Annotated in this window: 17 protein-coding genes; 14 read left to right on the top strand and 3 right to left on the bottom strand. The window is 42.6% G+C overall.

Annotated elements, in window-relative coordinates; all coding sequences use genetic code 11:
• The first annotated feature begins 26 nt into the window (after positions 1-26).
• The 9 genes from BLW31_RS16255 (at position 27) to BLW31_RS16215 (ending at position 10,479) form a co-directional block, all read left to right on the top strand.
• Positions 27-698: a membrane protein gene (locus BLW31_RS16255; RefSeq protein ID WP_010535485.1), complete on the top strand. Its 672-nt coding sequence runs from the start codon at positions 27-29 to the stop codon at positions 696-698.
• Positions 699-728: 30 nt separating this feature from the next.
• Complete coding sequence (gcvH, locus tag BLW31_RS16250; protein WP_010535484.1) at positions 729-1,109, top strand: glycine cleavage system protein GcvH; 381 nt, start codon at positions 729-731, stop codon at positions 1,107-1,109.
• 112 nt (positions 1,110-1,221) lie between these two features.
• On the top strand, positions 1,222-1,731 hold the full coding sequence (gene purE, locus BLW31_RS16245; RefSeq protein ID WP_008763604.1) for a 5-(carboxyamino)imidazole ribonucleotide mutase: 510 nt from the start codon (positions 1,222-1,224) through the stop codon (positions 1,729-1,731).
• A 118-nt stretch (positions 1,732-1,849) separates the two neighbouring features.
• Positions 1,850-3,691 (top strand): 4-hydroxy-3-methylbut-2-en-1-yl diphosphate synthase, encoded by a 1,842-nt coding sequence (locus tag BLW31_RS16240; protein WP_010535483.1) that lies wholly within the window; start codon positions 1,850-1,852, stop codon positions 3,689-3,691.
• Positions 3,692-3,795: 104 nt separating this feature from the next.
• Entirely contained in the window at positions 3,796-4,230 is a 435-nt protein-coding gene (locus BLW31_RS16235; RefSeq protein WP_010535482.1) for a DUF6078 family protein, read from the top strand.
• Positions 4,231-4,936: 706 nt separating this feature from the next.
• Positions 4,937-5,494: a YdeI/OmpD-associated family protein gene (locus BLW31_RS16230; RefSeq protein WP_010535481.1), complete on the top strand. Its 558-nt coding sequence runs from the start codon at positions 4,937-4,939 to the stop codon at positions 5,492-5,494.
• A 137-nt stretch (positions 5,495-5,631) separates the two neighbouring features.
• The gene (locus BLW31_RS16225; RefSeq protein ID WP_010535480.1) at positions 5,632-7,947 is read left to right on the top strand and encodes a GH92 family glycosyl hydrolase; all 2,316 of its coding nucleotides are present in this window, start codon (positions 5,632-5,634) and stop codon (positions 7,945-7,947) included.
• A gap of 147 nt (positions 7,948-8,094) precedes the next feature.
• Positions 8,095-10,047 carry a heavy metal translocating P-type ATPase gene (locus BLW31_RS16220; RefSeq protein WP_022301520.1) on the top strand — a complete coding sequence of 651 codons (1,953 nt, stop codon included), beginning with the start codon at positions 8,095-8,097 and terminating at the stop codon, positions 10,045-10,047.
• Positions 10,048-10,053: 6 nt separating this feature from the next.
• Positions 10,054-10,479, top strand: coding sequence for a Fur family transcriptional regulator (locus BLW31_RS16215; protein ID WP_010535478.1), 426 nt, complete (start codon positions 10,054-10,056; stop codon positions 10,477-10,479).
• Positions 10,480-10,572: 93 nt separating this feature from the next.
• On the opposite strand, the gene BLW31_RS16210 is transcribed toward BLW31_RS16215, so the two are convergent.
• On the bottom strand, positions 10,573-11,574 hold the full coding sequence (locus BLW31_RS16210; protein WP_010535477.1) for a malate dehydrogenase: 1,002 nt from the start codon (positions 11,572-11,574) through the stop codon (positions 10,573-10,575).
• A gap of 196 nt (positions 11,575-11,770) precedes the next feature.
• Between BLW31_RS16210 and BLW31_RS16205 the strand changes: the two genes are divergently transcribed.
• The 4 genes from BLW31_RS16205 (at position 11,771) to BLW31_RS16190 (ending at position 15,714) form a co-directional block, all read left to right on the top strand.
• On the top strand, positions 11,771-12,610 hold the full coding sequence (locus BLW31_RS16205; protein WP_010535476.1) for a CvfB family protein: 840 nt from the start codon (positions 11,771-11,773) through the stop codon (positions 12,608-12,610).
• 113 nt (positions 12,611-12,723) lie between these two features.
• Positions 12,724-13,404, top strand: a complete 681-nt coding sequence (locus BLW31_RS16200) for a proline and serine-rich protein 1 family protein (RefSeq protein WP_010535475.1) — start codon at positions 12,724-12,726, stop codon at positions 13,402-13,404.
• 26 nt (positions 13,405-13,430) lie between these two features.
• Positions 13,431-14,444: a DUF4476 domain-containing protein gene (locus BLW31_RS16195; RefSeq protein WP_010535474.1), complete on the top strand. Its 1,014-nt coding sequence runs from the start codon at positions 13,431-13,433 to the stop codon at positions 14,442-14,444.
• A gap of 13 nt (positions 14,445-14,457) precedes the next feature.
• Positions 14,458-15,714, top strand: coding sequence for a hypothetical protein (locus BLW31_RS16190; RefSeq protein ID WP_010535473.1), 1,257 nt, complete (start codon positions 14,458-14,460; stop codon positions 15,712-15,714).
• Between the two features lie 22 nt (positions 15,715-15,736).
• Here BLW31_RS16190 and BLW31_RS16185 read toward each other — a convergent pair whose 3' ends face one another.
• On the bottom strand, positions 15,737-17,692 hold the full coding sequence (locus BLW31_RS16185) for a transglycosylase domain-containing protein (protein ID WP_029425035.1): 1,956 nt from the start codon (positions 17,690-17,692) through the stop codon (positions 15,737-15,739).
• A 313-nt stretch (positions 17,693-18,005) separates the two neighbouring features.
• On the opposite strand from BLW31_RS16185, the gene BLW31_RS16180 reads away from it, so the two are divergent.
• Positions 18,006-18,524, top strand: coding sequence for a DUF3836 domain-containing protein (locus BLW31_RS16180; RefSeq protein ID WP_010535471.1), 519 nt, complete (start codon positions 18,006-18,008; stop codon positions 18,522-18,524).
• 123 nt (positions 18,525-18,647) lie between these two features.
• Here the strand turns inward: BLW31_RS16180 and msrB are convergent, their stop codons facing one another.
• Entirely contained in the window at positions 18,648-19,676 is a 1,029-nt protein-coding gene (gene msrB / locus BLW31_RS16175) for a peptide-methionine (R)-S-oxide reductase MsrB (RefSeq protein ID WP_010535470.1), read from the bottom strand.
• Positions 19,677-19,695 lie beyond the last annotated feature (19 nt).

Raw genomic sequence — 19,695 nt, 5'->3', positions numbered from 1 at the left:
TATAAAGTATTAACTATTAGGTGCTGATGGATAAAGAAAGAGAGCATATCATAGCGGATAAAACAATGTTGCGGGTGGCACGGGTTACCTCCATCGTGTTTACTCCATTTTCTATCCCGTTTTTGGCGTTTCTGGTGTTATTCCTGTTTTCTTATCTCCGTATCATGCCGATACTCTATAAGGGGATTGTGCTGGGAATCGTTTATTGCTTCACCATACTGACGCCTACCATTACCATTTTCCTGTTCCGCAAGATTAACGGGTTTGCCCGTCAGGACCTGAGCGAACGTAAGAAACGTTATGTACCTATCTTGCTGACTATCATTTCTTACGTATTCTGTCTGTTGATGATGCGGAAACTGAATATTCCCTGGTATATGACAGGAATTATTTTTGTTTCTCTGGTAGTATCGATCATTTGCATTCTGGTCAATCTGAAATGGAAACTGAGTGAACACATGGCAGGAATGGGAGGTATTATCGGTGGACTGGTGTCGTTCAGTGCACTGTTCAGCTATAATCCGGTGGTGTGGTTGTGCCTGTTTATTCTGATTGCGGGCATATTGGGCTCTGCACGGATTGTTTTGGGACATCACACTTTAGGCGAAGTGCTTTCCGGTTTTGTTGTCGGCTTGGTATGCGCCTTTTTGGTACTCCATCCGGCGTACAACTTTATGTTCAGAGTTTTTTTATTTTAAAAACAATATAAATCCTAAAAACTAATTATTATGAACTTTCCACAGAATTTAAAGTACACGAATGAACACGAGTGGATTCGTGTAGAAGGAGACATCGCTTACGTAGGTATCACAGATTATGCACAGGAACAACTGGGCGATATCGTATTCGTTGACATCCCTACTGTAGGAGAAACGTTGGAAGCCGGAGAGACTTTCGGAACCATTGAAGTGGTAAAAACCATTTCCGATCTTTTCTTACCGCTGGCCGGCGAGATACTCGAACAGAACGAAGCTCTGGAGGAAAATCCGGAGTTGGTAAACAAAGATCCTTATGGCGAAGGCTGGCTGATCAAGATGAAACCTGCTGACGTGAAAGCTGCGGAAGACCTGTTGGATGCCGAAGCATACAAAGCAGTCATCAACGGATAAACTCCTTATCAGACAACGAGCCTCGCAGATACCGGCGTACCGGCCTTCATGCCCGAACGTCCGTATCTGAACAGTAAAATAGTAAATAGTAAATCGTAAAATTGTAAATCAAATGACTCCAATTGTAAGTATCATCATGGGTAGCACGTCCGACCTTCCTGTTATGGAGAAGGCTGCGCAACTGCTGAATGATATGCATGTACCGTTCGAAATGAACGCCCTTTCTGCTCACCGCACGCCGGAGGCTGTGGAAGAGTTTGCCAAGAATGCCCGTAGCCGTGGCATTAAAGTAATCATTGCTGCTGCCGGAATGGCTGCCGCCCTTCCCGGTGTAATTGCAGCCAATACTACGCTGCCGGTGATCGGAGTACCTGTAAAAGGGTCTGTGCTCGATGGTGTAGACGCTCTTTACTCTATTATCCAGATGCCTCCCGGAATCCCGGTAGCTACGGTTGCCATCAATGGAGCGATGAATGCAGCTATCCTTGCTATTCAGATGCTTGCTTTGAGTGATGCGGCTTTGGCTGAGGCTTTTGCTGCTTACAAGGAAGGTCTGAAAAAGAAAATCGTAAAAGCAAACGAAGAACTGAAAGAAGTTAAGTTTGAATATAAAACTAATTAATTGACAATTGACGATTGACAATTGACAATGGGCTGGCGCTTTGGGCGTTTTATTGAGCCGGTTGTTGATGCTCGATTCTCAATTGTCAATTGTCAACTGTCAATTGTCAATTGAAAAAATGGATTTATTCAATTACTCTCGAAGAGAAACATCAGAAGTAAATATTGGGGCTGTGCCGTTGGGCGGCCCCAATTCCATTCGTGTCCAGTCGATGACAAATACGTCTACACAGGATACGGAGGCTTGTGTGGAGCAGGCCAAACGCATCGTTGATGCAGGTGGAGAATATGTCCGTCTGACTACGCAGGGCATTAAAGAAGCGGAGAATCTGATGAATATCAATATCGGACTGCGTAGCCAGGGATATATGGTTCCGTTGGTGGCCGATGTACATTTTAATCCGAAGGTTGCCGATGTCGCAGCTCAATACGCAGAGAAAGTGCGGATCAATCCGGGCAATTATGTAGATGCGGCGCGTACTTTTAAAAAACTGGAATATACCGATGAAGAGTATGCGCAGGAAATACAGAAAATTCATGATCGTTTTGTTCCGTTTCTGAATATCTGCAAAGAGAATCATACGGCTATTCGTATCGGAGTCAATCACGGCTCTCTATCAGACCGTATCATGTCCCGCTACGGAGATACTCCCGAAGGAATGGTAGAGTCTTGTATGGAGTTTCTGCGCATTTGTGTAGAAGAACATTTTACAGACGTGGTGATCTCAATCAAGGCGTCCAATACGGTGGTGATGGTGAAAACCGTTCGCCTGCTTGTTGCTGTTATGGAACAGGAAGGTATGTCATTCCCTTTACATCTTGGGGTGACAGAAGCCGGAGACGGAGAAGACGGACGCATCAAATCGGCTTTGGGTATCGGTGCCTTGCTGAGTGACGGGTTGGGAGATACTATCCGTGTGTCTTTGAGCGAAGCTCCCGAGGCTGAGATTCCGGTTGCACGTAAGTTGGTGGACTATATCTTGTTAAGGCAGGACCATCCGTTTATTCCGGGAATGGATGCGCCGGAATTCAATTATCTGTCTCCTTCACGCAGAAAGACACAAGCCGTCCGCAATATCGGAGGTGAACATCTTCCTGTAGTCATAGCCGAGCGGATGGATGGAGGCACGGAAGTAAATCCGCAGTTCACGCCGGATTACACTTATGCCGGAAGAACATTGCCCGAGCAGCGGGAAGCAGGTGTAGAGTATATCCTCGATGCGGATGTATGGCAGGGAGAAGCCGGTACATGGCCTGCTTTCAATCATGTGCAGTTGCCGTTGATGGGCGGGTGTGATGCTGAACTAAAATTCCTGTTTATGCCTTACATGGCACAGACGGATGAGGTGATTGCCTGTCTGAAGGCACATCCCGAAGTAGTTATTATTTCTCAAAGCAATCATCCGAATCGTTTGGGCGAGCATCGCGCTTTAGTGCATCAGCTTATGACGGAAGGGCTGCAGAATCCCGTTGTCTTTTTCCAGCATTATGCAGAAGATAATGCCGAGGATTTGCAGATCAAGTCTGCTGCAGATATGGGTGCATTGATTTTTGATGGTCTTTGCGATGGTCTTTTCTTGTTCAATCAGGGAAGTTTGAGTCATGCGGTAGTGGATGGCATCGCTTTCGGAATCTTACAGGCGGGTCGTCTCCGTACTTCTAAAACTGAATATATTTCTTGTCCGGGCTGTGGACGTACGCTCTATGATCTGGAAAAGACGATTGCCCGTATCAAGGCAGCTACTTCGCATTTAAAAGGTCTGAAGATTGGTATCATGGGATGCATTGTGAATGGTCCCGGTGAAATGGCGGATGCAGATTACGGTTATGTAGGTGCAGGACGCGGAAAGATTAGTCTTTATAAAGGCAAGGTTTGTGTGGAGAAAAATATTCCGGAAGAAGAAGCAGTGGAAAGACTGCTGGAATTTATTCGGAATGACCGGAAAGATATAGAGCTTTAATTAGAATATTTTTTATAGTTAAGACAGGAGTTGCCTTAAGTTTGCTTAGGGCAATTTCTGTCTTTTCTTTTATCATTAACATAATATCAAACATGAATAAAATAATGGAAGATGAATTTAATTATCAGGCAGTGCCCTATGGATATACCCACTGCTTCAATGCCTGCTGTCCGAAAGGAGAGAAATGTTTGCATCGTTTGGTGGCGGTGCATAGTACTAATCAATATCCTACACTGTCAGTAGTTAATCCGAACTGTATTCCGGAGGACGCGAAAGCTTGTCCTTTCTATAAGTCTATTCGCAAGATACGTGTGGCATGGGGTGTCCGGGCTTTGCTGGATGATGTGCCTCTCAAAGATGCTGTATCCATTAAAGACCGTCTGCTCCAACATTTCGGACGGTCGCTATACTATCGCTTTTATCGTAAAGAATACTCGATTGACCCTGAACAACAGGAATTTATCCGTCGATTGTTTCGTCAGAAAGGTATCAAGAAAGAGCCGGCATTTGAGTACTACACAGAAGAATATAAGTGGTAATTATCTGCCATCTGTAACAAATCGTGTGTATTGTGTTGATGTATAATGAATTATACGGTTGCAGATAGTATTGTAGATTAAGATATCTGCAATACTGTCTGTTGTTTTAATACTACCTTATATTACACATCCTGTTTCTCCATACTTCGTCCCATATCACTGTAGGTGAAGGCTATTCACTTTGTTTGTCCTCCTTTTCTGCATAGAAGTAACGGTAAAATGAATATTTTGCTATATTGCTATAAGTCGTTGGTATATAGATGATTTCTGCCTGATATTTGTTTCAGGCAGTTTCAAAAGCTTGAAACACTTTGTTTCACCGTACGAAACACTTTGTTTCAAGGCATGAAACACTCTGTTTCAAAGCATGGAACACTTTGTTTCATCGGTTGAAACAGATATTGAAACTGTACTTCTCTAATATGTGGATGCTAACATCTACTGTCTATATCACTTTTCATTGCTTAAATAGCAATGTTTTAAGAGGTAACTTGGGGTTGTTTTTCTAAGATTTAGTACATTTGGCAGATGTAAGCCTTTGCATCGTTGGATACCGGTGTGTGCGATCGGATGTTTTTCGTAACAAAGAATATGAGTTCTATATAGCAGGGACAGATGCTGTTTATGATAAAAGGAAAATTGATGAAATGCTTCGTTATGAAAGTAAAGGCAGTAAAATTGTTCGTTTAAATGACTTGTTATATCAATGGAAATAAAATATTTTGAAGACAGAAATGATTGGCGAAAGTGGCTGATTGACAACTTTGAGACTGCCAATGAAATTTGGTTTGTATTTCCCGGCAAATCTTCGGGAAAGAAAAGTATTACATACAATGACGCTGTGGAAGAAGCCCTTTGTTTTGAGTGGATTGACAGTACAATAAAGTCGCTTGATGAAGAACATAAAATTCAGCATTTCACACCTAGAAACCCTAAAAGCACATACTCACAAGCCAACAAAGAAAGACTTAAGTGGTTATTGGGAAATAAAATGGTGCATCCTAAGTTTGAGGATAAAATACGAAATGTTTTGTCTGATCCTTTTGTCTTTCCAGATGATATAATCGACAGATTGAAAGAAGATAAAATAATATGGGAAAATTATCAACGTTTTTCTGATGCATATAAACGTATTCGAATAGCATATATTGAAGCAGCGAGGAAACGACCTGAAGAATTTGAAAAGCGATTAAATAACTTTATCAATAAAACGAAAGACAACAAAATAATAGCAGGATTTGGTGGAATTGACAAATACTATTGATTCAGATTAGATGCCGGCGTCTAACTGACTTGTATCATAATATTTACTGTTGTTCTGTTTGAATAGCGTAAAAAATAAAAAACTCTATAATTAGGCTTGTCCAACTTGAAGGTCTTAAAGACATAATATACTTTATAATGAATAAATATATTTCTATATTCTTCTGTGTACAGATTATTGCATTAAATTTATTTGCGATGCAACCGAAAGTAACCCCTGTCGATTATGTGCGTCCTCAGATTGATACTCACAAATCGAGATGGTTCTTTTTCTCTTCGGCTTCCCGCCCGTTTGGAATGGTTAGTCTGAGCCCGGATACATGGACGGAAGGAAGCTGGAATTCAGGTTATCTGTATAACTCCAAGGAGATACGTTGTTTCAGTCACGTACATTGCTGGCAGCTTGCCGGTGTCCCGGTGATGCCTACAACCGGAGAGGTAAAGGGACACAAAGGTATGGATGCCTATAAATCAACCTACTCTCACGAGACGGAAATAGTGAAACCCGGATATCATAAAGTAGAACTTGATACTTATCAGATAAGAGTGGAACTGACCTCTACATCCAGAGTCGGTATGCATCGGTATACTTATCCTGCAGGAGAAAAAGCAAATGTACTTTTTGATGTTGGTGCTCTTCTGGCACATGGAAAAACAGAAAAGGCCGCTATTCACCGGATATCATCAAAAGAAATCGGAGGATATTCTGTTCTGGCACCTACATCACGTCGCAAAAAGCCGGTGACAGTGTATTTTGTGGCCCGGTTCAATCAGAATATGACAGCATTCGGAGGCTGGGAGAAGGAAGGCAAGGAGAAGAAACTGGTACATAAAAACTCAATTGAAGGAGCAGATATCGGAGGATACGCTTCGTTTGGAAAACTGAAAAAACAAACTTTGTTGATGAAGGTGGGCATATCCTATGTCAGTGAAGAGCAAGCTCGCATCAATCTGGAAAAGGAACTTGCCCACTGGAATTTTGACCGTGTGAAAGAGGATGCTTTTGCCGAATGGAATCGTGAACTAGGCAAGATAACCGTAGAAGGTGGTAGTGAAGAGGAAAAGATTAAGTTTTATACAGACCTTTGGCATTCTCTTCTGGGCCGTCACACGTTTTCGGATTTCAATGGAAAATATATAGATAATACAGGCGAGGAGCCTGTAGTGCGTCAAGTTCCTTTGGATAATGGTACACCGACAAGAAATACATATAATTCGGATGCTTTTTGGGGAAGTGAATTTAATCTGAATATATTGTGGTCGATAGCATATCCGAAAGTAATGAGTGAATTTGTCTCTACTTTAGTGGATTATTATACGAATGGCGGGATGATTGCTCGCGGCCCCAGTGGTGGTAATTATACTTATGTGATGGTGGGTGATCAGGCCACTCCTCTCATTGCGGCTGCCTATAATAAGGGAATCCGCGATTTTGATATAGAATCCGCTTATCAGGGTTGTTTGAAGAATTCTGAGCCGGGTGGTATCCGTGATTATGTAGGCTATAAGACAAATCCCGGTAATTTTATGCAGCAATACGTTGATAAGGGATTTGTGCCGGAGCCAACGACTAAAAGTCCTCATGCGGAGGGATGTGCGATGACTCTTTACTTCGCTTACGAGGACTGGTGCATGGCACAGTTCGCCAAAGGACTGGAAAAAGAAGATGTATACCGGAAATACTTGCAACGCTCGTTCAACTACCGCTATGTGTACGATAAACAAAGCGGATGGATGCGTCCGCGTACAACGGATGGTTCTTGGATGAGGAACTTCTCACCGATTGGGAAAGGATTCAACATGCCGGGATTTGTGGAGAGTAATGCTGCTATTTTTACCTATTATGTACCCCATAACATCAAAGATCTGATTTATTTAATAGGGGGAAATGAGGCTTTTGTCACGAAACTCAACCAACAGTTTGAACTGGCTTCACAGGATAACTTCATAAGTAAGCATGGAGAACATGCTCACAACTGGATTGATTATGAGAATCAGCCCTCTCTTCACATGGCGCATCTGTTTAGTCATGCCGGTGCACCTTGGCTTACGCAATATTGGGTGAGACGCATCAAGAAAGAAGTTTTCGGTGATATTACTCCGTTTGGAGGATACAATGGAGATGAAGATCAGGGACAGATGGGGGCATTGGGTGTATTGATGGCTATCGGTCTGTTTGATGTGCAGGGAGGTGCCTCCACTACGCCACAATATGAAATAACATCTCCGATATTCGATAAGATTACCATTCAGCTTGATAACAGATATTATCCGGGCAAGGAGGTTGTTATTGAAACGGTTAATAACTCTCCGAAGAATGTTTATATTCAGAGAGTAAGCTGGAACGGAGTGGAACACTCTTCTTTTCAGTTGGCGCATGAAGAATTAGTTAAAGGAGGACATCTGGTGATTGAGTTAGGTGATACTCCGAATAAATCATGGGGAGTTAATTGAGCAGGAAACCTGCACAAATGCTTTGATTTATTTTGTTTATACACCAAGTGTCGTTGCTGAAATAAACCGCCTTACAATTGCAACGTTTGCAACTTTGTTGCACGAATCATTCGCTACCTTTGCAACAGATAAAAAGAAAGGATGATTATGGGACATTGTAGTTGTTGCGCACATACACATGAATGTGCACCTGAAAAGCATATAGAAAAGCAAGAATCGATATTCTCTGAATATTGGAAAGTGGGACTTTCATTTATTCTGCTGATAAGTGGAATTGTAATGAATGCTTTGGACTTCACTTTTTTCCGTGAAGGATATTTTTCCTTGATATGGTATATTGTAGCATATCTCCCGGTCGGCTTACCCGTAATGAAAGAAGCATGGGAGAGTATAAAGGATAAGGATTACTTCAGTGAGTTCACACTGATGTTTATAGCTACGCTTGGAGCTTTTTATATTGGCGAATATCCCGAAGGAGTAGCAGTTATGCTGTTTTATTCCATAGGAGAACTGTTTCAGGAAAAGGCTGTTGATAGGGCAAAACGTAATATCGGGGCACTATTAGATGTCAGGCCGGAAGAGGCGGCAGTCGTCAGAGAAAATGGGGTAGTTGTCGAGAATCCTAAGAAGGTAAAAGTAGGAGAAACGATTGAAATAAAAACAGGTGGCCGTGTACCTTTGGACGGAATGATGCTGAATGATGTAGCAGCGTTCAATACGTCAGCACTGACAGGAGAAAGTGTACCTCGTAGCATACGCAAGAATGAGGAAGTACTTGCCGGAATGATTGTTACCGATAAAGTAATCCGGATAAGAGTGACCAGGCCTTTCGATAAGAGCGCCCTTGCCCGTATCCTGGAACTCGTTCAGAATGCATCGGAACGTAAAGCTCCGGCAGAATTGTTTATCCGTAAATTTGCCCGTGTCTATACACCTATTGTTACGGGTTTGGCGGTTCTGATCGTTCTGCTTCCATTCCTTTATTCATTGATAAGTCCTCCGTTTGTGTTTGCTTTTAATGACTGGTTGTACAGGGCTTTGGTTTTTCTGGTGATCTCGTGTCCGTGTGCTTTGGTAGTAAGTATTCCGCTGGGATATTTCGGTGGTATCGGAGCGGCCTCCCGGTTGGGAATCTTATTTAAAGGAGGGAATTATCTGGATGCCATTACAAAAATAAACACAGTGGTCTTTGATAAGACCGGAACCCTTACGAAAGGTACATTTGAGGTACAGTCCTGTAAATGCGAACCCGGTATTTCCGAGGAAGAGCTTGTCAGATTAGTCGCTTCGGTAGAGCGTGACAGTACGCATCCTATTGCTAAAGCTGTTGTGAACTATGCAAAGCTGCGGCATATAGAACTCTCACCCGTTACTGACAGCAAAGAATATGCGGGACTTGGTCTGGAAGCGACAGTGGGTGACGTCTCTGTCTTGGTAGGTAATTGCCGTCTACTTGCTAAGTTTCAGATAAAGTATCCGCCCGAACTCCTTTTTATCACAGATACGATTGTTGTCTGTGCGATAGGGAACAGTTATGCCGGTTATCTGTTGTTATCAGATACTTTGAAAGAGGATGCAACGGCAGCTGTTCAGAACTTGAAAGCGCTGGGAATCCAAAACATTCAGATATTATCCGGTGATAAACAAAGTATTGTTAGTAACTTTGCAGAGAAGCTGGGCATCTCGGAAGCTTACGGTGATCTGCTTCCTGATGGAAAGGTGAAGCATTTGGAAGAATTGCGCCGGCATGCCGAAAATCAGGTTGCCTTTGTGGGCGACGGCATGAATGATGCTCCGGTACTGGCTTTAAGCAACGTAGGTATTGCCATGGGTGGCCTGGGCAGTGATGCAGCTATTGAAACGGCTGATGTGGTAATACAGACTGACCAGCCTTCTAAGGTTGCTGAGGCGATAAAGGTAGGAAAACTGACGCGCAGGATTGTATGGCAGAATATTTCACTGGCATTTGGGGTGAAATTGCTTGTGCTGATATTGGGAGCCGGTGGACTGGCTACACTTTGGGAAGCTGTCTTTGCGGATGTCGGTGTGGCGCTGATTGCCATCATGAATGCTGTGAGGATACAGAAAATGATAAAATAAAAGAATATGGAAGAAAAAGTTTATTTGGATAAGTTGGCAAAAAGAGACATCAAGCCGACGGCAATAAGACTTCTCATATTAAAGAGTATGATGGAAGCGGGACGTGCAGTGTCTCAGCTTGATCTTGAAACGTTGCTGGATACGGTTGATAAGTCGACTATATCCCGGACAATTACACTTTTCCTGTCTCATCATCTGATACACAGTATAGATGATGGAAGCGGCTCATGGAAATATGCAGTTTGTGATGATGCTTGTAATTGTGTGCTGAAAGACCTGCATTCGCATTTTTATTGCGAAAGATGCCATCGGACATTCTGTCTTGAGAAGATTCATATTCCGGTAATCGACCTGCCGAAAGGATTTACTTTGAATAGTGTGAATTATGTAGTAAAGGGAGTTTGTGCAGGATGTTCCAGAGTGGGGGATTAATAGCAGATCGATAAGAATAAATAATAAAAAACACCGGAATCCGAACTGAAAAATATCATCGAATTCCGGTGTTTATTATTTAATGATTACTGGTTAGTCAATATTGGGATTCAAGGCATGCCAGTCTTTGATGGCCGGAATGATACCCATTTCGATCACTTCATCACGAAGCTTGCACAAGTGTTCGTAGCTCTTTTCCAGTTCTTCCTGTTCAGAAGGAGATCCGGCCACCTCTTTATAAGTAACGCCATCTTTAGTAATGGAAGTTTCCATAGCCATCATGATGTGATTGAACTTATCATTGGATACGTAGGTACCGGCAGGCCAGCGGAACGGTTGTCCGCCCATAGCGGCAGCGATCATTTCAATGGAAAGATAAGCCGGACTTTGGAAGGAAGAACGGCCGCGCAGGTCGATGATATGTTTACCACCCTGTATTACACGCACTTTCAAAGCTTCCCATTCAGCCAATGGAAGGCGGGTAGTTCCGATGAAATCAGTCAGCGGTTCTCCTTTTATTTTAGTGGTTGAAGCGAATACTGCCATCTGTTCTCCATGTCCACCATACGTACGGCAGTTCTGAATGTCGGAGGCGGGGATATGGAAATATTTCACTAGCTCATTCTGCAGACGGGTACTGTCCAATGCTGCCAGTGTAGAGACCTGCGACGGTTTCAGACCGGAATAAAGCAATGTGATCAGTCCGGTGATATCAGCAGGATTAAAAATAACAACAATGTGTTTTACGTTCGGACAATATTGGCGAACATCTTTACCGAACTGAGCAGCGATTTCAGCATTTCCTTTCAACAAGTCTTCACGAGTCATGCCTGCTTTACGGGCTGCACCACCTGAAGATACGATATAAGAGGCCCCCGTCAGTGCTTCTTTGATATCGGAGGTATAAGTTAGATTCACACCTTCGAAACCACAGTGATATAACTCTTCTGCCACACCTTCCAAAGCGGGAGCAAAAGGATCATATAGACAAATGTTCGGGGTAAGTTTCATCATCATGGCAGTTTGAGCCATATTAGAGCCGATCATTCCGGCTGCTCCTACGATCGTAAGTTTCTCGTTGGTTAAAAATTCCATAATTATATATGTTTATAAGGTGAATAATCAGTTCTGGTTTGTTGTCGCTACAAAGATAACGCCTTAATCGTCAGATTGTTCATAGAAAATAGTTTTCCTTAATAACGAAAAGTTATATCTGTGCATGAAAGGGATGTGCGTAAAATAGATTATCTTTGTTCTTTATAAAGATATGGAATATATAATAAATAGAAGTATGAATATAGAATTAGGAAAGTTCAATCAGCTCGAGGTAGTAAAGGAGGTCGATTTCGGTCTGTATCTCGATGGAGGAGAAGAAGGAGAAATTTTGTTACCTACCCGTTATGTGCCCGAAGGCTGTCAGGTAGGGGATATGCTGAATGTATTTCTCTATCTGGATATAGATGAGCGACTGATTGCCACTACATTGACCCCGTTGGTGCAGGTGGGACAGTTTGCTTGTCTGGAAGTTGCTTGGGTAAATCAGTTCGGAGCATTTCTGAATTGGGGACTGATGAAAGACTTGTTTGTTCCGTTCAGTGAGCAAAAGATGAAAATGCAGGTTGGACGGAAATATGTTATTCATGCACATCTGGATGATGAAAGCTATCGTATCGTAGCTTCGGCAAAGGTAGAACGCTATCTGTCGAAAGACATACCGGATTATGCTCCGGGTACAGAGGTGGATATATTGATATGGCAGAAGACAGATTTGGGATTTAAGGCGATTATAGATAATAAGCATAGCGGATTGCTATATGAGAATGAGATATTCTGTACGTTGGAAACAGGTATGCAGATGAGAGCTTTTGTGAAACAAGTGCGCGAAGATGGTAAGGTAGACTTGATCCTTCAGAAGCCGGGATTCGAAAAAATAGATGATTTCTCGAAGACACTGCTGGATTATATCAAAGAGCATGGTGGACGAATCCATCTGAACGATAAAAGCCCTGCGGAGGATATCTATGATACTTTTGGCGTTAGTAAGAAAACATTCAAGAAAGGGGTGGGCGACTTGTATAAGAAGCGGTTGATTTCTTTGCAGGAGAATGGCATCACTTTGGCGGAATCCTAAACAGAATAGGGAAATCCCTATACAAGAATAGAGAGAATCATTGGGGTGGGGAGTTTTCTCACCCTATTTTTGTGATATCAGTTAAAGATAATAATTTCAAAACTAGATAAGTTATGCGTAAGATAATAATAAGTTTCTGCATTTTGCTCGCTGCTCTTTCTTTAAAAGCGCAGTCTATCAGTGGAATCAGGATTGATGGAGGAGACACTCCGATTCTTGTTTATTTTGGAGGAAAACAGATGTGTTACCCTACTACCACTTGTTTCGTTGCCAATTTGAAACCGGGAAATTATACGATTGAGGTGTATGCTTCCCGTTCTACCCGTCCGGGAGAACGCGTTTGGAAAGGAGAAAGATTGTATAATGAACGTGTTTACTTTAACGGAAATGGAGTACATGATATCGTTGTAGAAGAACCTGGAGATATCCGTCCGGGAAGGCCCGGCAGACCGGGAACGGGACAAAGTGGACATCGTCCGGAGCATGATCGCTATGATAGAGTGATGAGTGATCAACTCTTTAAGAAGTTCCTTGATAGTGTGAAGAATGAGCCTTTTGATAAAGATCGTATGGGGTTGATAACTGCTGCATTGACTAATTCAGATTTTACATCAGAACAATGTCTCCAATTGGTGAAGTTCTATACTTTTGATAATGAACGATTGAAAATAATGAAAATGATGTATCCCAATATTGTGGATAAAGAGGCTTTCTTTATGGTGACCGCTACTCTTACATTCTCTAAGAACAAGACTCAAATGAACGATTTTATCAGGGAATACGAAGGACGCTGATATAATTAACTAAAAACGATACGGTTATGAAAAAGATACATATAATCCTGTTTTTTACGTTGTGGGTGATCGCCAGCAGCTGCTCTACTTATTACGTGTCCAACAAGCAAGTGATGGAAGTGCAGCAAGGAATGTCTCGCCAGAATGTGGAAAGAATATTGGGTAAACCGGATTACAGACGTTTTGATGGCAACACCGAAGAATGGGAGTTCCATCGGGTCTCTTCAGTACTTTACGGAAACTCGATTAAGATTATAGTATATTTTGCAGATGGAAGGGTGACAAGTATGGATACATTTAACGGTGATGAAATTCTGCTGCCGCCTCCGGTAATGATGCCTCCTTCTGTTGTTGTAACCAATACGCCTCCGGTCTGCCCTCCACAGTATGAAGAAACATCCCGTCGCAGAACTCTTATGATGCACGACGAATTTGATCGTTTTCTACGTGATTTCCGGATGGTGATCATGCCTACTGAACAAATTAAGTATATAGACGACGTTTTGTTGGAATGCAACTTTACTTCTGCACAGTGCGGAAAGATTATAGATCAGATTAATAGCTCAGATACTCAGATGACTGTGATGAAGCGTATGTATCCGCAAATTGTGGATAAAGAAAATTTCAGTCCGGTTGTCAATAAGCTCTTTTCTTCTTTTGACCGTGACAGCATGAAAAAATATATCCAGGCTTATCATGGTGAGCAACGACCGGGAGATGCAGGATATGTACGGCCAAGAGCTATGAGCGCAGCTGAATTTGATCGTTTTTTCAATGAATATAGAGGCAAATCATTTGAGTCTGACCGGACCCGAATGCTGGATGAAGTCGTACCTCCTTCGGGATTCACTTGCGCCCAATGTCGTAAATTGGTGGATATGTGTACCTTTCAGACAGATAAGAAGAATATGATAAAGAAGCTTTATCCGAAAATCGCAGATAAGAAGAACTTCTCGATACTAACGGATGTTTTCACTTTTGAGATGGATAAGAGGGAGATGAGAGAGTTCGCGGAATCTTACGATAGCAGACGTAACTAAAAAAAATGAAATCATGAAAAGAATTCTGTTTATATTATTAGTAGTGACTGCCAGTACCACTGTAATGGCGGGAATGAGCACCAGTAAGGTGCGTAAGGAGACACGTTTCCTTACTGATAAGATGGCATATGAGTTGGACTTGAGTAATCCGCAGTATAATGATGTGTATGAGATTAATTATGATTTCATCTACTCTCTTCGTAATATTATGGATTATGTAGTGCGGGGTGACGAATGGGCGTTGGACGATTACTATGAGGCCTTGGATATTCGTAACGATGATCTTCGCTGGGTATTGAGTGATGGGCAATATCGCAGGTTTCTGGGGGCTGATTATTTTTATCGTCCGATTTACGTGACCGGAGGAAGATGGAATTTCCGGATTTATATTAATTATCCGAATCGTAGTTTATTCTATTTTGGTGTACCTTATCATTATCGGACTTACTGTGGTGCACATTATCGTCCGCATATTCATCATGTGAGCTATTACCGGGGAAGATACAATAACGTTGTCCATTATCCTACTCCATACCGGGTAAGGGATCAGAGAGTATTCCATTCTTATCGTCGTTCGGATTTCGGTTCTGTACGCTTCCGCCCGAATACTTCTGTTCGTCCGCATAATGCACCTGCCCGTCCCGGAGTTTCGGGACGTCCGGGAACATCATCACGTCCTAATTCATCGGGACGGCCTGGAAATTCTTCCCGCCCCCGTCCGGAATCGGGACATAGACCTTCAAATTCGGGAAGACCCTCTGCTTCGGGCAGACCCTCTACAACTGAACGCCCGTCGAGTCCAAGCAGACCAACGACTCCAGGCAGACCGTCTACTCCTTCCAGAGACGATAAACCGAATAAGGAGACAACTCCGGGCAGAAATAATAACAGAGGTGAAGGAAATCATCATTCCGGAAGTCGTCCGGGAACAAGTACAGGTTCTTCGAACTCTGACCGTCGTCCGACAGGTGGCAGCACGAACCGCGAAAGTGGACGTGGCAGCAGTTCTTTCGGCAGTTCAAGTAGAACAAACGGCAGTACAACGAGCAGCCGGAATCATGATAGTTCGAACCGGGGAAGTAGTACTTCCGGCAGAAGTAGCAGTTCCGGTAGTACTTCCAATCGGGGCAGCAGTAGTTCCGGCAGCAGTTCCAGTAGGGGTAGCGTTTCCAGATCGACCGAAAGAAGCTCATCTTCAGGAAGCACGAGTAGCAGTAGCCGAGGCTCTTCTTCCCGTTCTTCAGAAAGAGGAAATAGCTCAAGAAGATAAAACCTATTCCTTTATTAATAAGTCATTGCTCCTCAGCGGTAGGAGAACTAGATTCCGGCGTATCGCCGACTAAACTATTCAGGGCGTCGCCCGTAACTTGGATATCGGGGCGGATAGTATCCGCCTCGATTTCACTTATCAGCCCCTTTTGAGCCAGACGTCCGGCAATCAGTTTATAATAGCCTTCCATATTCTTTTTCAATTGTCCGTTTTCTGCGAAGGAATTGCGGAAGTGTTTTGGTTTTGGGATAATGGAAGCCAGAAAGATACTCTCTTCGGTCGTGAGTTGGGAAGGCCGTTTATTGAAATAATAAGCAGAGGCTTCCCGGATACCGTAAATCAGAGGTCCCCATTCGGCAATATTCAAATACACTTCGTACATACGTTCTTTAGACGTCAGCCTCTCTGTCTCTATTAGCCATACGATCAAGGCTTCTTCCAGTTTGCGGGCAAAGTTTTTGTTCCGGTTGAGGAATACATTTTTCACTAGTTGCATGGTGATTGTACTGCCTCCTCTGGCAAAGCGTTTGACTTGCAGGTCGTAAATCAATGCTTCACGTATGGCATCGGGCAAGAATCCTTTGTGATAGAAAAAGGCCCCATCTTCACTTTGCATGACGGACATCCGTAGCAGGGGAGAGATACTGTCTAATGGTGTGAAATGTTCCCAAGAGGGGCCGATAGGGAATGACCTGACAGGCATGCCATTCTCATAAGCAGTGTAAGTGAACTCTTCGCTCATCTTGGAAAGAGGTGTCGCACCATATTCCATGATCCGGAAATCTTTTTCTTTTAACTCCGATTCAAATCTGAGGCTGTCTAATTGAGCGAAATCGATGTCCAGCAGAAAATGATAAGCCAACTCACCTCTTGTCTTTATTCCTTCCAGATTGCTGAATAACCCTTTGGGGAGAGAACCGAATAAATCGTCAGCCGGGAACCAGGATTTATCTATGGCAGCTGTGAAGTGCCATTGAGCTTCTTTCTTTTCTGCTCGCAGATAGGGGTGGAATTGTATTTTGTTGAATAGAACTGTAGTGGTGCTATCCAACTCCAGCGTATGATTGCCGATATTCATCTGATACGTAAGCTGTCCTCGATCCAGATGGATAACTTCCGGCGAAAGGGCTTTGTGGAATATATCAAGACCGCTGACTCTGGCTTTACCGTTCAGTCGTAGCTGATTATTTGCAAGATTTTCTTCGGTCATGCTATAATATAAGGTGTCGAAAGTAACTTCTGCCCCAAAGCGGCGGTTGATATAAGGCAGTGAGATTTTCTTTTTCCCGGTAGCGAAAAGTTCTGTTTTCAACATCCGGGCTTTTCTGTTCAGTTCGCCTGTGGCTTTCCATTGTTGTGTCAGGGTATCTTCCTTTATCTTGATGGCCGACTGAAAACGATTGTCTTCAATCGTGAAGGCGGGGATGCTTAGGGCAACAAAATTGTTGTCTTTCCGTTCGGTTATATTGAGTTGAGTCAGTTGTCCGTTTTCGGGCAGAAAGCCATATATTAAGTTCAATATCCGGTCGATACGATGGCTGTAGTTGCTTTCGGTGGCAGGTTTGGTTGTGGCTTCCGATTGGCATTGGCGTTTGGAGAATAGAAAATCATAGTTTGCTACGCTGTCCCGTTTGATAAAAGCAATCGTTAGTCCGTCCATACGGATATTGCGTACTTCAAAGTTTCCTTTCAGTAGTTTCCAGGGGGTCAGTTTGACGTTGACAGTTTGCAGCGTAAGGAGAGTATCCCTTTGCTCGGGAACTACAGAAAGTCCCTGAATGGAGACTTCATTCAGACTACACATTTCCAGATTCTCATAGTGAATGTGCAGCCCGTATGTTTGTTCGATGTGAGTAGTACGTTTATTGGCTATACTCCGTAGAAGAATGCTACGGCTTAGATAGACACCGACAAGGCAGATAAATAAGATTCCTCCAATTGATAACAGGAGAATACTTTGTTTGCTGTTCTTTTTCATCATTTGCCTTTAAATAAATTATTGGATGCAAAGGTAGATAATATTCTGTTCAACCGGATATAAGTCGTTCTTTTTTAACATGATGTCCGTTTATGAGCGAACAACTGTTCATTTTCGTACATCTGCTTATACCTTCTTTGTTCTGATTATTAGGTGTTTACTGTTTTGGCATACCCCTTGCATTTATATAATCGAAGGCGGGCAACTGAAAAATGAAAAAAAGTTCAGAAAGTTGCAACCATTCAATATAGATGTTCCGTCTAATAAACAGAAGAACAAAAAAGAAAGTTGAACAAATAAAAAATATACAATTATGAAAACTACAGTATTATTCAGAATGATGGTTTTAGTAGCAATGGTATTTGCCGGTATCGCTAATGCAGAGTTGAAAGCACAGAACAATAACTTCATTACTAATGAAGAGAAAGTGGATGATGTTGTTGTATCGAAGGTTATTTACAGACTCGATGGCTCTCTCTATCGTCACATGAAATATGATTTTACGTATGATGAACAAAAAAGAATGGCGTCCAAAGAAGCTTTCAAATGGGATTCATCCAGCGAAAAGTGGATTCCGTATTTCAAGATAGATTATACTTATTCTTCTAATGAGATCACATTGTTATACGCACGCTGGAATAAATCACATAAAGCTTATGACGACTCTGTAGAAAAGAGCGTTTATGAACTGAACGATGCTAATATGCCGATTGCATATATGAACTATAAGTGGAATGACTACAAGTGGATTGAAGAATCGGCAGGTAACTGGGCAATGAATATACAGACTCCGGTAATAGATGAAGCAGACCTGCTGCTTGCCGGAAAATAACGATACTCAGGGGATTGTGAAATTCTCTTTCTCTCTTAAGGTTAACAAACGAAAACGGTGGATTACCCGGACAAGGAATCCACCGTTTTTTATTGTATCTGTCTGGAAACAATGTAAGTTATTCTATTTAATAAGTGACAGGTATTCTTCGTATCCTTCTTCTTTCATTTTCTCTTTGGGGATGAAACGTAGTGAAGCGCTGTTGATGCAGTACCGCAGTCCGCCTTTTTCTTTCGGACCGTCAGTGAATACATGTCCCAAATGGGCATCACCTGTTTTACTGCGTACTTCCGTCCGTATCATTCCGTGAGTTGTATCTTTCTTCTCGGCAATCAGTTCTTTTTGGATAGGCTTGGAAAAACTAGGCCATCCGCAGCCGGAATCGAATTTATCAGTTGAAACAAACAAAGGTTCTCCGGTGGTGATATCTACGTAGATACCGGGTCGGTGTTCATTCCAGAATTCGTTATGGAAAGCAGGTTCTGTTGCATTCTTCTGAGTCACGGCATATTGTTCCGCAGATAATTTCTTACGGAGAGTTGCATCATCCGGCTTTTGATAGTTTTTGGTTTTAGAAGCATTGGCCTTGCGTGCCATTTCAAATAATGCCGGATTGATGTGGCAATATCCGTTCGGGTTCTTATCCAGATAATCCTGATGATAGATTTCTGCCGGGTAGAAATTTGTCAGTGGCTTTACCTCAATAGCAATTGGTTTTTGATATTGAGTGGACAATACTTGAATAGCTTTATTGATGGCAGATATATCGGCTTGGCTGATATAATATATACCTGTTCTGTACTGCGTTCCACGATCATTTCCCTGGCGGTTGAGGCTGGTGGGATCTATAGTCTGGAAATACAGGTTGAGCAATAAGTCCAGACTTACTTCTTCGGGATTATAAACGACTTTTACTGTTTCGGCAGCATTCGTTTTGCCCGAACATACTTGTTCATAACTCGGATTGGCAACATTGCTGTTGGCATATCCTACCTGGGTGCTTTCTACTCCCCTGATTTGTTTCAGAAAGTGTTCTGTTCCCCAGAAACATCCTCCTGCAAGATAGATTTCTGCTTGATTCTTCATTGGCTTGGCTATCCCTAAAAATACATTACTGATGATCAGAATGACAGCGATAATTAAATGCTTCATATCCGTTGGTTCTTTCTAT

It is taken from the genome of Bacteroides faecis MAJ27 (genome assembly GCF_900106755.1).
Classification (GTDB): domain Bacteria; phylum Bacteroidota; class Bacteroidia; order Bacteroidales; family Bacteroidaceae; genus Bacteroides; species Bacteroides faecis.
Note: the sequence above shows the minus strand (reverse complement) of the source record. Positions and strands in the feature narration are given on the sequence as shown.

Coding starts and splice junctions, on each gene's coding strand:
- gcvH (WP_010535484.1), top strand. CDS start 729: ATGAACTTTCCACAGAATTTAAAGTACACGAATGAACACGAGTGGATT.
- BLW31_RS16190 (WP_010535473.1), top strand. CDS start 14,458: ATGAAAAGAATTCTGTTTATATTATTAGTAGTGACTGCCAGTACCACT.
- BLW31_RS16225 (WP_010535480.1), top strand. CDS start 5,632: ATGAATAAATATATTTCTATATTCTTCTGTGTACAGATTATTGCATTA.
- BLW31_RS16230 (WP_010535481.1), top strand. CDS start 4,937: ATGGAAATAAAATATTTTGAAGACAGAAATGATTGGCGAAAGTGGCTG.
- BLW31_RS16180 (WP_010535471.1), top strand. CDS start 18,006: ATGAAAACTACAGTATTATTCAGAATGATGGTTTTAGTAGCAATGGTA.
- BLW31_RS16220 (WP_022301520.1), top strand. CDS start 8,095: ATGGGACATTGTAGTTGTTGCGCACATACACATGAATGTGCACCTGAA.
- BLW31_RS16195 (WP_010535474.1), top strand. CDS start 13,431: ATGAAAAAGATACATATAATCCTGTTTTTTACGTTGTGGGTGATCGCC.
- BLW31_RS16215 (WP_010535478.1), top strand. CDS start 10,054: ATGGAAGAAAAAGTTTATTTGGATAAGTTGGCAAAAAGAGACATCAAG.
- purE (WP_008763604.1), top strand. CDS start 1,222: ATGACTCCAATTGTAAGTATCATCATGGGTAGCACGTCCGACCTTCCT.
- BLW31_RS16240 (WP_010535483.1), top strand. CDS start 1,850: ATGGATTTATTCAATTACTCTCGAAGAGAAACATCAGAAGTAAATATT.
- BLW31_RS16200 (WP_010535475.1), top strand. CDS start 12,724: ATGCGTAAGATAATAATAAGTTTCTGCATTTTGCTCGCTGCTCTTTCT.
- BLW31_RS16255 (WP_010535485.1), top strand. CDS start 27: ATGGATAAAGAAAGAGAGCATATCATAGCGGATAAAACAATGTTGCGG.
- BLW31_RS16205 (WP_010535476.1), top strand. CDS start 11,771: ATGAATATAGAATTAGGAAAGTTCAATCAGCTCGAGGTAGTAAAGGAG.
- BLW31_RS16210 (WP_010535477.1), bottom strand. CDS start 11,574: ATGGAATTTTTAACCAACGAGAAACTTACGATCGTAGGAGCAGCCGGA.
- BLW31_RS16185 (WP_029425035.1), bottom strand. CDS start 17,692: ATGAAAAAGAACAGCAAACAAAGTATTCTCCTGTTATCAATTGGAGGA.
- msrB (WP_010535470.1), bottom strand. CDS start 19,676: ATGAAGCATTTAATTATCGCTGTCATTCTGATCATCAGTAATGTATTT.
- BLW31_RS16235 (WP_010535482.1), top strand. CDS start 3,796: ATGGAAGATGAATTTAATTATCAGGCAGTGCCCTATGGATATACCCAC.